This is a genomic window from Halorubrum sp. CBA1125 (genome assembly GCF_009742825.1).
Classification (GTDB): domain Archaea; phylum Halobacteriota; class Halobacteria; order Halobacteriales; family Haloferacaceae; genus Halorubrum.
This window is the reverse complement of the sequence record NZ_WPCE01000081.1, coordinates 1-12,211: the sequence shown is the minus strand read 5'-3', so window position 1 is coordinate 12,211 and position 12,211 is coordinate 1. Positions and strand designations below refer to the sequence as shown.

Below are 12,211 nucleotides of genomic sequence, written 5' to 3'. Positions count from 1 at the left end.
GACCACCTCCGCGAGCGCGGCGTCCGGGTCTCGGCGGTGAAAGACCGCACGTACTTCAAGAGCATCTACTTCAGTGACCCCGACGGACTGGTCTTCGAGCTGGCGACGAACGGCCCCGGCTTCGCCCGCGACGAGGAGGAGCCGGGCAGCGAGGAGATCGACCCGTTCGAGCGCGGCTACGAGAGCTGAGCCGGTGCGCGGACCGACGTCTCGAGAGGGACGATCCTCCGAGAATCGTACGTTCGTCGGTTTCTATCGCCGATCGCGTCGACTCGTGGCCGATCCGTAAACTGTCCGACCGTCCCCTCCAGCACCGTGTATATTAATACCTTATATATTATTATGTGTTTGTGTCTCATTCCACGAAGAGTTAATACCCCGATCGGCGTGACCTACGTTCAATATGGCAGACGACCGCGACACGATGAAAGACGTTTCCCACACGGCACCGTACGGGGCTTCGGCGAAGGGGATCTGGGAGCGCGGGCGCGTTCCCGTCGAAGAGGAAGAAGAGGAGTAACGACCGGCCGGTAGCCCGTTCGTCGCCGTCGGTCCGATCGACGCCGAGTCTCCCGGCTGTCGTCCCGTTCCATCGCCTTCGGCCTGTCACTCGAGATTCTTCCAGCCGCCGCCACGCCGCCTACTCGCGGGTCAGCCGTGGGTTCGTCACCGCACCGAGGTCCGCCGAGGCGAAGTCGCGGGCGTACTTCGCGAGGATTCCACCCTCGTACTGCGGCTCCGGCGCCTCCCACTCCTCGCGGCGCGCCGCCAGTTCCGCCTCGGAGAGGTCGACGGTGAGCTCGCGCTCGGGGATGTCGACCGTGACGTGGTCCCCGTCTTCCAAGAGTCCGATCGGACCGCCGGCGGCCGCCTCGGGCGCCACGTGACCGATCATCGGCCCGCGGGTGGCGCCCGAGAAGCGCCCGTCCGTCAGGAGCGCCACGTCGTCCTCGTGGCCCGCGCCGACGACGGCGGCGGTGACGCCGAGCATCTCGCGCATCCCCGGCCCGCCGGTCGGGCCCTCGTTGCGGATCACGATCACGTCGCCGGACTCGATCTCGCCGGACTGGACGTACTCCATCGCGTCCTCCTCGTGTTCGAACACGCGCGCCGGTCCCTCGTGGTAGAACTCGTCGTCGCCGGTCACCTTGAGCACCGAGCCGTCTGGCGCGAGATTGCCCTTGAGGATCTTGATCGCGCCCTCCTCCTCTTTGGGGTCGTCGACGGTGTAGAGGAACTCCCCGTCGATCTCGTCGTCGTCGGGCAGTTCGCCGGTCGCCTCCAGTTCCGCCAGCTCCTCGGCGAGGGTGCGTCCGGTGACGGTCATCGCGTCGCCGTGGAGCAGGTCGGCCTCCAGCAGGCGGCGGAGCACGACGGGCACCCCGCCGACCTCGTGGAGGTCGTTCATGACGTGGCTCCCGCCGGGCTGGAGGTCGGCGATCTTCGGCGTGCGCCGCGAGATCTCGTCGAAGTCCTCGATCGAGAGGTCGACGTCGGCCTCGCCCGCGAGCGCGAGCAGGTGGAGCACCCCGTTCGTCGAGCCGCCGATCGCGGTCTGTAAGGCGATCGCGTTCTCGAAGGACTCCCGCGAGAGGACGTCGGAGGGGCGGCGGTCGTTCTCGATGCAGTCCATGACGAGCTCGCCGGCGCGCTCGGCGACCTCGTACCGCTCCGGGTCCTCCGCGGGCGGCGAGGCGGAGCCGAGCGGCGCCATCCCGAGCGCCTCGGAGATGGACGCCATCGTGTTCGCGGTGAACATCCCGCCGCACGAGCCCGCGCCGGGGCAGGCGTGGCGTTCGAGGTCGTCGAGTTCGTCGCCGCTCATCTCGCCTTGCGCGTACGCGCCGACCCCCTCGAACACCTGGACGATGGTGACGTCTCGTCCCTCGTGTTCGCCCGGCATGATCGAGCCGCCGTAGAGGAACACCGAGGGGAGGTCGGTGCGGATCGACGCCATCAGCATGCCGGGGAGGTTCTTGTCACAGCCCCCCACGGTGACGAGCGCGTCCATGCGCTCGCCGAAGGAGACCAGCTCGACGGAGTCGGCGATGACCTCTCGCGAGATGAGACTCGCCTTCATCCCCTCCGTCCCCATCGAGATGGCGTCGGAGATCGTGATCGTCCCGAACTCGATCGGCATCCCGCCCGCGGTATCGATCCCGTCGAGCGCCGCGTCCGCGACGTCGTCGAGGTGGACGTTACACGGCGTGATGTCGGCGGCGGGGTTCGGCACGCCGACGATGGGCGAAGAGAGGTCCTCGTCGTCGAAGCCCATCGCCCGGAACATCGAGCGGTGCGGCGCGCGGTCGGCGCCCTCTGTCACGTCCCTGCTCCGGAGGTCGTCGTCCTTCTCGCCGGCGAATCGGTCCGCGTCGCCCCGACGCCCGCGGGTTGCCCCATCGTCGGGTCTCGGCTGCTGCTCGCTCATACCGGTACCTGACGCCCAGGGGTCTTAAACGGACGCACCGAAACAAGTTGCTCCGGATCGACGCGGGGATTTATATTGGACGCGGTCAGCTACCAGTCGCCAGCAAACCCGATTTCAACATTACAGGCATCGGCGAAATTGCTCATATGACGTTTCTTATCACCTTTGTTTAATGAAGTGTATACGTAGTAACCGTCACCGACCTCCCGATAGAGCCGCATTTCGTCGCCGGTTGGGTGGGTCGGTTGATCGTTCAACATCGCGATCTTATTTCCAGGCACGTAGGGAAGGGGAGCATACGCATCAACGAGACCGTGATTTCTGATGAGATGATCGGTTACCACTCCCATTAGATCCGCCTGACTGTCGTCGCTAAATGTAGTGGAGCCATCCCCATTAGAGATATAAACCACATAATCTCCCGATTCGTCGCCCTCATTTTGTGATTGATCAGTGGTTGATCGTCGTTGAGATTCGACATCGCTCTCCTTCTGTCCAGTTTCAAGTTCGGAGATCAAATCGTCGACAAACGTCTTCGAGAGCGACTCCGCCGGTTGAGAGACGATCTCGCCGACCTCCTCGACGATCGTTTCCCGAAGCGACTCCGCGATCGCATCCTTCTGGTCGGACAACGTCGTGATCGCGTCCTGCCGGCGCTCGACTCGCTGATAGATCTCCGTCGACGTCCCCGACTGGATCGACTCCTTCGCGAGCGCGGCGAGCATCCAATCGTTTGCGGTGAGATCTACCAGTTGCGTTCGACCCAATTGCTCCACGTCAGGGTGATCGCCGTCCTTTCTCAACCGAAACACGAGAAACGATTTTCCGTTCGTGAGAAGCCCCCAGTCGACCCACTCCTGTCGCATGTAGCTTCGGAGTTGATCAGCATGCCCATCAGTGATCTTTGTGTCACAGCCTTTCGCCTCCACGAAGACGACCGGCGAGCCGTCGTTGAACAGTGCGTAGTCGACCTTCTTTTTCGACGAACCCATCTGGACAGAGTACTCCATCTCGATTTCGGTCGAGTAGAAGTCCCAACCCAACAGATCTCTTATAAATGGATCGACCAGTCGAGAGCGCGTGTTCTGCTCGTCCATCTGCGGAGACGAGTCGATAAGCGACTGGGAGCGTTCGACGTAGTTCGACACCGTCTCCTCGTCCATCGTCCCAGATTATCAGACACCCGTCCTCTTAAAAGTAAAACGTCGACAACTGTTCGATACAGCGGTTTGTTTATAGGTCTCTCGGAAGGGTAGCGATTCCTCTAGTGGTTCGATCGTTGTCGCCGTAGGGGATGAATGAACATTATCGGTTCGACCGAGCGGTCGTTCCAGTTCGCCGAACGCGGTCACTGGATCGTCTCCATGTCGTCAGTCTGCAATTCCTCGAGGCGCTCCTCGCCGTACTGTTCGTCTGCGTTCTCGTGATGCCGATGAAGCCTGTACGCGGCGCGAAGCCGCTCTTCGTCGTCCGTGATCGCCCAATACGGGCTCTTGTGACGCACGAGGCCACGCTCTTTCAGTCGCGAGAGGATCGCACTGACGGCGTCCGTGTCTAGTCCGAGTCGCTCGGCGATAGTCGCGGCCTTCCACGCGCGGTCGTCGTTCTCGTCGAGAAACAGCACGATCCGCTCGGTGTCGCTCTGCGTCTCGAATTCGTCGGTGTCCTCGAACTCGTCGATATCGATGGTGCCGCTCGACATGCAGTTATATTGGTACTGCTAGAACATAGCCGTTTGGGGCCGTTGGCTACGTTGGCAGGTTGTCTCTGTATCCGAAAACGATTCACGAACGACGATCGACCGCGATGGCGGTCGAAAAGGGATAGATACTGTCGACGGGGGTGACGCTCCCGATCGATCAGGCAAACGCTTCCAGGATCCCCGCGCCGTCGGTGCTGCGTCCGAGGTCGGGGAGCGTGGCGCGCTCGGGGTGGGGCATGAGGACGGCGACGGTCTCGCGCTCGCCGAGGACGCCCGCGACGTTGTCCGTCGAGCCGTTGGGATTCGCGGCGTCGGTGACGTTCCCGTCGGCGTCGCAGTAGCGGAAGAGGACGCGGTCGTCGTCGACGAGGTCGGCGTGGGCCGTCTCGCCGATCTCGAACCGCCCCTCGCCGTGCGCGATCGGGACCTCGATCACGTCGCCCTCGTCGTAGGCGGCGGTCCAGGGGATGTCGGCGCGCTCGACGCGGAGGTGGACCGGCTCGCACTGGAAGCGCGCGGAGGCGTTCGTGGTGAACGCGCCCGGGGTGAGCCCGGACTCCGACCCGATCTGCGCCCCGTTGCAGATGCCGATCACCGGGACCCCCTCGCTCGCAGCCGCGCGGACCTCGTCCATGATCGGGGCGCGCGCCGCCATCGCACCGGCCCGGAGGTAGTCGCCGTAGGAGAACCCGCCGGGGAGGACGATCCCGTCGGTGTCGCCCGGGAGGCCGTCCTCGTGCCAGACGCGCTCGGCGTCGATGCCGAGGTACGCCAGCGCGCGGACCGCGTCCCGGTCGCAGTTCGACCCGCCGAATTGGACGACGGAGACGGTCATCGTTCCGTGACTGCGACCTCGTAGTCGTGGATCGTCGGGTTCGCGAGCAGCCGCTCGGCCATCTCGTCGGCGCGGGCGGCGGCCGCGTCCGCGTCCTCGGCGTCGAGGTCGAGTTCGAACCGGTCGGCCGACCGGAGGTCCGACAGCTCGAACCCGAGCCGTTCGAGCGCGCGCTGGGTCGTCTCGGCCTCCGGGTCGAGGACGCCCCGCTTCAGCCGGACCGTCACGGTCGCCGTGTATGCCGTCATACCGGTGAGTGCGGAGTCGTGCGTAAAAACCGTTTTGGAACGCCATTTATATCCACATTCGTGGATACCACTCGGTCGATCGCGGGGCGAGTCCGTCGCGCCAGAGCGAAAGGTGGAAACCCCTCCGCGTCGTGGTCCGGGTGTATGCAGCCGTTCGAACCCGCGGAGGTGATCGTCGCATGACCCGCGAACTGACCGAGATCACGGTCGTCGGAGGAGACAAGACCGGACTCATCGCGCGGGTCACCTCCCTGCTGTTCGAGCGGGGGATCAACATCGAGGACTTAGACCAGGCGGTCCGCGAGGGCGTCTTCCGGATGACGACCCGCGTGGACACCTCCGAGATGGACACGTCCCGGGGCGAGCTCCGTCGCGCGCTCGCCGAGCTCGGCCGCGAGCTCGACGTCGACATCCAGGTCCGGTTCCCGAGCGACCGCGACGCCCGCCGGATCGCGTTGCTCGTCACGAAGGAGACCCACGCGCCGGAGGCCCTGCTGGCCGCCGAGGCCGACGGCGACCTCGCCGACGACGGCGAGGAGGCGGAGATCCCCGTCGTGATCGGGAACCGCGGCGACCTCCGGTCGCTCGCGGAGCGCTACGACAAGCCGTTCTACGACGTCGGCGACGGCAGCGGCAACACCGACGAGGACCGCCTGCTCGACCTGCTCGCGGAGTACGACGTCGACCTGATCGCGCTGGCCCGGTACATGCGGATCCTCTCGCCGGAGGTCGTGTTCCGCTACGAGGGACGGATCATCAACGTCCATCCCTCGTTGCTGCCGGCGTTCCCGGGCGCGGAGGCGTACCGGCAGGCGAAGGACGCCGGCGTCCGCATCGCCGGCGTCACCGCGCACTACGTGACGACCGACCTCGACCAGGGGCCGATCATCGCCCAGCGCGCGTTCGACGTCCCCGCCGGGGCCGACGTCGACGAGATCAAGCGCCGCGGCCAGCCGCTGGAGGCCGACGTGCTGCTCGACGCGGTCCGGCTCCACCTCGCGGACGCGATCGCGATCCACCGCGGCACGGTCCACGTCCGCGAGGACGCAGACGTCGACGCCCGGCTCGGCCTCTCGGAGGCGGCGATCGAGTCGAATCCCGAGGAGCCGGTCGACGGGAAGCCCCTCTCGCGGTCGCAGCCGCCCGCGCCGCACACCGACTGACGTGTCGGACGCGTCGACGACGCGGCGACCAGCGAGTGGTTGGTCGTGGCGCTGCTCGTGACGCTGTCGGTGGTCGCGCTCGTCGTCTTCCTGTACTACGTTACGGCGCTCATCGAGGGACTGCCGCCGGCGCTCCCGGGGCCGTGAGCGCGTCGGTCGTCGACCGCAGCGTCCGTGACCGGGCCGACACCCTCGATCGGCCGCGTCCGTGACCGGGCCGCCGCCCTCAATCGGCCGCGTCCGGGAGGCGAACCAGCAGGTCGCGGTTCGCCGCCTCGTAGACGAGCCGTTCCGCCGCCGTCGCGCGCCGCCGCCGTTCGGTCCAGGCGCTCGGGTCGTATCCCGTCTCGCCGACGGCCGACTCGATCGTCGAGAGGAGGCGTTCGAGGACGGTCCGGTCGTCGGCCGCGTACGGCGGCTCGATCCGCCACGGCGACGGGGCGTCGGCGAGGACCGCCGGCACCGCTCGCGCCAGCGCGTCCGCGCCCTCCGGACCGCCGGCGCGGTACTCGCGCATGTGTCGGTGGTACCGCGAGAGGACCGCGTCGTCGTCGGGGGTCGGGCGGCTCGAGCGCCGTCTCCCCGTCGTACGTGATCGGGGCGTACGCGAGCGGCGCGACCCTGCCGAGCGTCTCGACCGCGGGCGCGGCGTCGACGAGGTCGAAGAACGCGCAGCCGACGACCGCGTCGTACGGTCCGGAACCCCTGTTCTCGTCCGCTATCTCGGCCGCGTGTTCGAAGGCGTCGGCGACGCGGAACGCGACGGTGACGTCGTCCAGACGGACGGCTGGCGGATCAATTCCCCTCGACACCTCCCCGTCGTCCGCGCTCCGCCCGTCCGGGTGGGCCGCGAGCCGTCGCCGGCCCGCGACCAGCGCGTCCGCGCAGGTGTCGACGGCCACCCACCGGCCGCCGTCGAGGACGTCCCACTCGTGGAGCCGCTGGACCATCGTCGCCGTGCCGGCGCCGACCTCCAGGATCCGCGGCGCCGACGGGAGCGCCGCCGCGAAGCGCGCGAGCACGTCGCGGTCGAGCGCCCGGTCGTCGAGCGCCCGCTTCGCGTCGAGGTAGGCGACGTGGTCGCTCCCCATCACCGCCCCTCCGTCGCCGCGAGCGATTCGAGGAAGTCGACCGCGACGTCTGCGGTCTCGGTCCACGTCGGCCACGCCGCGTAGTCCCGGCGCGCGGTGACGCCCATCTCGGCCAGCCGATCGCGGTCGGTGAGCCGACGGATCCGGTCGGCGATCGCCGCCGGGTCGTCCGGCGGGACGAGGAACCCGTTCTCGCCGTCGCGGACGCACTCGCTCGCGCCGCCCGCGGCCGCCGCCAGCGGGACGCAGCCGAATCCCATCGCCTCCAGGTACGCCATCCCGAACGGCTCGTACCGCGACGGGACCGCGAGGACGTGCGTCTCGCGGAGCCGGCTCGCCACGGCGTCGTCGTCGAGCCGCCCCGCGAACCGAACCCGGTCGGCGATCCCCAGGTCGGCGACCCGGTCACGGACGTCGTCGACGAACGCGGGTTCGACCGTCGCGTCGCCGACGACGGTCAGACGCCAGTCGGCGGCGCGGGGGTCGTCGACGTGCGGGTCGTCGGCGTGCGGGTCGCCGACACACGGGCCGTCGACGCGTGAATCGTCGGCACCCGGACCGCCGACGCGCGCCAGTCCCTCGACGAGGGCGTCGAGCCCCTTCCGGGCGACGACGTTGCCGAGGTAGGTGATCTCCAGGGGCCGCTCGTGCGCCCGGTCGCGGACGGTCGCCGGTGAGACCTCCGGCGAGAAGCGGTCGCCGGCGGGCGGTGCGACCACGCTCCGGTCGGGCGCCCGAGCGACTCGGCGTCGCGTCGCGTGGCCTCGGCGTTGTAGACCGCGGCGTCGACGCCCGCGAGGAAGCGTCGCTCGACGGCCCGCACGCCGCGGGCGGCGAGTCCGGTCCGCGTTCGCGTCGCGATCATGTGCAACAGCGCCGCCGTCGGCGCCTCGATCCGGCGGTTGGCGGCGAGAAGCGAAGGGTGAGCGAGCCCGTCCTCGACGACGACGTCGACCCCGCAGAGTCGCGCCGCGATCCGTCGGGCCCGGAGGTTGCCGAGGAGCCGCCGGGCGTACGACCGCCGCGGGAGCGAGACCACTTCGACCGCGTGCCCGCGCTCGCGGAGGCGGTCGCGGAGCCGCCGGTCGTAGTAGAAGCCGCCGGAGTCGCCGTCGATACTCCCCGCGAGCACCAGAGCGACGCGCATTACGACAGTTCGCCGGTGTAGCTCACGAGCGCGGTGTCGTCCTCGTGGACGGTCACGGAGAGCTCCTCGGCCGCCGGCGCGTCGACGGCGGCCGCGAGCGCGTCGAAGAGCGCCCGCGCGAGCCGCTCGACGCTCGGGTTCCCCGCGAGGTGGTCGTTGAGCGTCTCGTCCCTGTAGGCGTCGACGGCGGCCGCGAGCGCCGCCCGTGCGTGGTCGATGTCGAGCAGGTAGCCGTACGCGCCGAGCTCGGGGCCGCGGAACGTCGCCTCGGCCTCGAAGGCGTGCGAGTGGAGTTCCGCCTCCTCCGGCGGGGGGCTCGGGACGGTCAGGTAGTGCTGTGCGACGAACGACTCGGTGACGGTGACGGTGTACATCTGTCAGTAGGTGAGTAGTATCTGGAGGGTTCCCTCGGCGTCGGTCGTGAGCCGGCGATACGCCGCGGGGGCGTCGTCCACGTCGATCCGGTCGGTCACGAGCCGGTCGGCGATCCGTTCGTCCGCCGCGAGCCGGCGGAGTTCCCGCCAGGCGGTTTCACGGCGTCGCTCGTGGTCCCACCGGCCGCGGAGCGCCGGCGCGATGGAGGAGACCTGGCTGCTCTCGACGGTCACGCGCCCACGGTGGAAGTGGTCGCCGAGCCCCAGGTCCGCGCGCTTGGTGCCGTACCACGAGCCGACGAGTACGCGGCCGTCGAACCGGGTCGACTCGATCGCCGTCTCCAGCGTCTCGGGCCGACCGCTCACCTCGACCGCGAGGTCGACGCCGCCGGTGCGGTCGCGAACCGCCTCGACCGGGTCGGTTCGGCTCGGGTCGACCGTCGCGTCCGCGCCGAGGTCGGCCGCGAGAGACCGCCGGAAGTCGCGCGGTTCGACGGCGACGACCGTCTCCGCGCCCGACCGCGCGAGCAGCACCGTCGTCATGAGGCCGACGACGCCCTGCCCGAACACCGCGACGCGCTCGCCCAGCCGCGGGGCGCCGTCGAGCGCGAAGTTCACCGCGGTCTCGGTGGTCGCGAACAGCGCGGCCGTCTCGAGCGCGATCCCCTCCGGCACGGGGACGAGGTGGTCCGGGTCCGCGAGGAAGTGGCTCTCGTGGGGGTTGAACCCGAAGACGGTGCGGCCGCGCCAGTCGGGGTCAACCCCGCTGCCGACCGCCGCGACCGTCCCGACGACGGCGTAGCGTACCGGAGCGGGTACGAGAAGTCGCCGTCGAGCGCCGGGAGCTCCTCGTCGGCGGCGGTCGCGGGGTCGAGGTCGCCGCGGTACACCAGCAGTTCCGTGCCGGCGCTCACCGCCGACACCGCGGTCTCGACGAGCACCTCCCCCGCTCCGGGGCGCGGTCGGTCGACCGCCACGACGTCGACCTCGCGGGGCGCCACGAACTCCACCGCCCGCCCGTGGCCCGCCGCTCGGTCGTCGTCCGCGCTCACGGTGCCTCCCCCGTCCGCGCCGCCCGAACGAGCTGGCGGTACATAACGTATCACACGGGGTCGTGCCTAATGGATGTTCGGTGGGACCGCAGTCGATGTTACGACCGCGGTCGCCGGCGGCGCTGGAGCCGCCGCGCGGCGCGGTCACGACTAGAACTAAGCCCCCCGGGAACGTGTGTCACGCATACATGTCACGGACGGACACCACGCTCGATCTCGGATCGCTGACGCCCCTCCACTGGGTCGGGATCGCGGCGGCGGCGGTCTCGGGCGGGATACACCTCTTCCTCGGGATCCAGGTCGGCGGCACGTTCGGGACGGCGTTCCTCGTCGCGACGGCGGGGTTCGCCCTCGGGATCGCCGCGGTGCTCGTCGGGTACCGCCGTCGGCTCGTCTACCTGCTCGGGATCCCCTTCACGGGCGGGCAGATCGTCATGTGGTACGCGTTCAACGACGTGCCTCCGGTCCCGCCGACGCAGGCGGTCGACAAGCTCGCACAGGTCCTCCTGATCGTCGTGCTGGCGGCGCTGCTCCGGCGAGAGGCCTGACGAGAGAAAGGCGAGCGTAGAGAGCCCCGACGATCACTCCGCCGCGAGCGGCGGGTCCTCGCGACCGAGGCGCCCGGTCGCCGCCGCCCAGTCGCGTGCGAAGCTCGCGAGCAGCGCCGCCAGCCCGACCGCGGCCGCCGCGGCGATCGGTGTCCCGCCGATCCCGGGAGCGAGCGCGGCGGCGACGACGAGGAACTGCGCGCTCCCGACGACGGGACGGAGCCGGCTCGGCGGCAGCGCGTAGACGGGAGCGCCCGTGCGCCGCCGGACCACAGCGCGACCGCGTAGGCGTACCAGACGCCGCCGGCGACGAGGTACCACGCCGGCGAGCGAGCCCTCGGCGACCGCGACCGCGGCGCCGACCAGCACCGCGAGGGCGTCGACGGCCCCGTCGAGTCGGGCGCGAGGACGGTCTCTCGCGTCCGGCGGGCGACCGCGCCGTCGACCGCGTCGAGCAGGACCGCCGCCGCGAAGAGCGCGACCGGGAGCCGCGGGTCGGGCGGCGTGACCGCGAGGAACCCGGCGAGCGACGCGACGAGCCACCCCCGGAACAGCGTGATCCCGTTCGCGACGCCCACGGTCGATCGGAGTTCCTCCCGCTCCGGCGGCCGGTTCGCGGACAGGTGTGCCCCCCCCGTGGACGGCCACGTAGCCGGCGACGAGGACCGCAACGAGGAGCCAGGCTCTGCCGAACACTCGACTCAACGCGACGAGTCCGAGCCCCCCCGATCACAGCCCCCGCGAGGAACCGGACGCGAAGCCGCGCCAGCGCTGCCGATCCGGGGGCCGATACCATGTCCTTTCCCACGGTCCGAACGGTGTTCGGTGTTGCGGCCGACCGGTCGAGGTTCGGGACGTCGAACCACCTCTCCGCTGGGTCCGTACCGGATCGCCGGGAGACGCAGTCGCCGCCGGAGTGCCGTCACTTCCCGACTGTCGTCGTCTCTCGAGTGCTGTCACCTCCCGAATGCGGTCACCACCTGACCTCGAACCCGTCGAGTCCCTCCGGGGATTCGTACTCGGCGTCGACGGACTCGACATCGGCGGCCGGGCTCCCGGTCTCACACCACCGTACCATCTCGTCGACGGCGTCCTCGGGACCCTCGAAGACGGCCTCCACGCGCCCGTCGTCGAGGTTGCGCACCCACCCGTCGACGCCCCGATCTCGGGCGGTGTCCCGGGTCGACGCGCGGTAGTACACGCCCTGCACGTGACCGGAGACGCACACGTGTGCTCGCGTTCGGTCGGACATCGGCGGGGAATGCGTCCGCGGGCCGTTTAAGCGCCGCGGCGGTCGGGCGGCGCCGACGCGTCCGGCGCGGATCCACAACCGACGGGTTCTAACTTCCCGCTGCCGATACCGCGGACATGGACCTGTTCGGAACCGCGGGGATCCGCGGCAGCGTCGAAGACCGGGTGACGCCGGAGTTGGCGCTCGCCGTCGGACGGGCCGTCGCGGCAGAGATACGGAACGCCGCGGAGGGGGACGAGAGGCGAGCCGCGGACGAATCCGGGTGGGGCGAGGAATCGGCGTCCGAGCGCGACGACGAACCGGCGTCCGAGATCGTCCTCGCGCGCGACGGACGCGTGACCGGGCCGGCGATCGCGGCCGCGATGGCCGCC

The 12,211-nt window shown here is 69.5% G+C and carries 15 protein-coding genes and 3 pseudogenes; 6 read left to right on the top strand and 12 right to left on the bottom strand.

Annotation, left to right across the window (positions count from 1 at the left end):
- Positions 1-189: VOC family protein (locus GJ633_RS08945; protein WP_197431301.1), on the top strand; the 189-nt coding region annotated here is incomplete at its 5' end.
- 451 nt (positions 190-640) lie between these two features.
- Here the strand turns inward: GJ633_RS08945 and ilvD are convergent.
- The 5 genes from ilvD to purS form a co-directional block, all read right to left on the bottom strand.
- The gene (ilvD, locus tag GJ633_RS08940; RefSeq protein WP_156588542.1) at positions 641-2,428 is read right to left on the bottom strand and encodes a dihydroxy-acid dehydratase; all 1,788 of its coding nucleotides are present in this window, start codon (positions 2,426-2,428) and stop codon (positions 641-643) included.
- An 89-nt stretch (positions 2,429-2,517) separates the two neighbouring features.
- On the bottom strand, positions 2,518-3,591 hold the full coding sequence (locus GJ633_RS08935) for a type I restriction enzyme HsdR N-terminal domain-containing protein (protein ID WP_156588541.1): 1,074 nt from the start codon (positions 3,589-3,591) through the stop codon (positions 2,518-2,520).
- A gap of 185 nt (positions 3,592-3,776) precedes the next feature.
- On the bottom strand, positions 3,777-4,130 hold the full coding sequence (locus GJ633_RS08930; protein WP_156588540.1) for a helix-turn-helix domain-containing protein: 354 nt from the start codon (positions 4,128-4,130) through the stop codon (positions 3,777-3,779).
- Between the two features lie 157 nt (positions 4,131-4,287).
- Positions 4,288-4,965, bottom strand: coding sequence for a phosphoribosylformylglycinamidine synthase I (gene purQ / locus GJ633_RS08925; RefSeq protein ID WP_156588539.1), 678 nt, complete (start codon positions 4,963-4,965; stop codon positions 4,288-4,290).
- Positions 4,962-5,213: a phosphoribosylformylglycinamidine synthase subunit PurS gene (purS, locus tag GJ633_RS08920; protein ID WP_156588538.1), complete on the bottom strand. Its 252-nt coding sequence runs from the start codon at positions 5,211-5,213 to the stop codon at positions 4,962-4,964. Before purS ends, purQ begins: the two co-directional genes overlap by 4 nt.
- 179 nt (positions 5,214-5,392) lie before the next feature.
- On the opposite strand from purS, the gene GJ633_RS08915 reads away from it, so the two are divergent.
- Positions 5,393-6,376, top strand: a complete 984-nt coding sequence (locus GJ633_RS08915) for a formyltransferase family protein (RefSeq protein WP_156588537.1) — start codon at positions 5,393-5,395, stop codon at positions 6,374-6,376.
- 226 nt (positions 6,377-6,602) lie between these two features.
- Here the strand turns inward: GJ633_RS08915 and GJ633_RS17805 are convergent, their stop codons facing one another.
- Complete coding sequence (locus tag GJ633_RS17805) at positions 6,603-6,893, bottom strand: hypothetical protein (RefSeq protein ID WP_231741307.1); 291 nt, start codon at positions 6,891-6,893, stop codon at positions 6,603-6,605.
- On the opposite strand from GJ633_RS17805, the gene GJ633_RS17800 reads away from it, so the two are divergent.
- Positions 6,892-7,551 (top strand): hypothetical protein, encoded by a 660-nt coding sequence (locus GJ633_RS17800; RefSeq protein WP_231741306.1) that lies wholly within the window; start codon positions 6,892-6,894, stop codon positions 7,549-7,551. The genes GJ633_RS17805 and GJ633_RS17800 overlap by 2 nt on opposite strands.
- On the opposite strand, the gene GJ633_RS18260 is transcribed toward GJ633_RS17800, so the two are convergent.
- Complete coding sequence (locus GJ633_RS18260; RefSeq protein ID WP_321168992.1) at positions 7,467-8,186, bottom strand: glycosyltransferase family 4 protein; 720 nt, start codon at positions 8,184-8,186, stop codon at positions 7,467-7,469. The genes GJ633_RS17800 and GJ633_RS18260 overlap by 85 nt on opposite strands.
- Here GJ633_RS18260 and GJ633_RS17790 point away from each other — a divergent pair.
- Positions 8,177-8,635: a hypothetical protein gene (locus GJ633_RS17790; protein WP_231741305.1), complete on the top strand. Its 459-nt coding sequence runs from the start codon at positions 8,177-8,179 to the stop codon at positions 8,633-8,635. The genes GJ633_RS18260 and GJ633_RS17790 overlap by 10 nt on opposite strands.
- On the opposite strand, the gene GJ633_RS08900 is transcribed toward GJ633_RS17790, so the two are convergent.
- Positions 8,614-8,988 carry a 6-carboxytetrahydropterin synthase gene (locus tag GJ633_RS08900; protein ID WP_156588536.1) on the bottom strand — a complete coding sequence of 125 codons (375 nt, stop codon included), beginning with the start codon at positions 8,986-8,988 and terminating at the stop codon, positions 8,614-8,616. The genes GJ633_RS17790 and GJ633_RS08900 overlap by 22 nt on opposite strands.
- Before the next feature lie 3 nt (positions 8,989-8,991).
- A pseudogene (locus GJ633_RS08895) lies at positions 8,992-10,040 on the bottom strand (zinc-binding alcohol dehydrogenase).
- A gap of 188 nt (positions 10,041-10,228) precedes the next feature.
- On the opposite strand from GJ633_RS08895, the gene GJ633_RS08890 reads away from it, so the two are divergent.
- Entirely contained in the window at positions 10,229-10,588 is a 360-nt protein-coding gene (locus tag GJ633_RS08890; protein WP_156588535.1) for a hypothetical protein, read from the top strand.
- Positions 10,589-10,621: 33 nt separating this feature from the next.
- On the opposite strand, the gene GJ633_RS17785 is transcribed toward GJ633_RS08890, so the two are convergent.
- The 3 genes and pseudogenes from GJ633_RS17785 to GJ633_RS08880 all read right to left on the bottom strand — a co-directional run bounded on the left by GJ633_RS17785 (position 10,622) and on the right by GJ633_RS08880 (position 11,840).
- Positions 10,622-10,957 carry a hypothetical protein gene (locus GJ633_RS17785; RefSeq protein ID WP_231741304.1) on the bottom strand — a complete coding sequence of 112 codons (336 nt, stop codon included), beginning with the start codon at positions 10,955-10,957 and terminating at the stop codon, positions 10,622-10,624.
- Positions 10,958-11,064: 107 nt separating this feature from the next.
- Positions 11,065-11,166: pseudogene (locus GJ633_RS18255) on the bottom strand (CDP-diacylglycerol--glycerol-3-phosphate 3-phosphatidyltransferase); the annotation flags it as partial.
- Between the two features lie 395 nt (positions 11,167-11,561).
- Complete coding sequence (locus GJ633_RS08880; RefSeq protein ID WP_156588534.1) at positions 11,562-11,840, bottom strand: acylphosphatase; 279 nt, start codon at positions 11,838-11,840, stop codon at positions 11,562-11,564.
- Positions 11,841-11,956: 116 nt separating this feature from the next.
- Here GJ633_RS08880 and GJ633_RS08875 point away from each other — a divergent pair.
- Positions 11,957-12,211: pseudogene (locus GJ633_RS08875) on the top strand (phosphomannomutase); the annotation flags it as partial.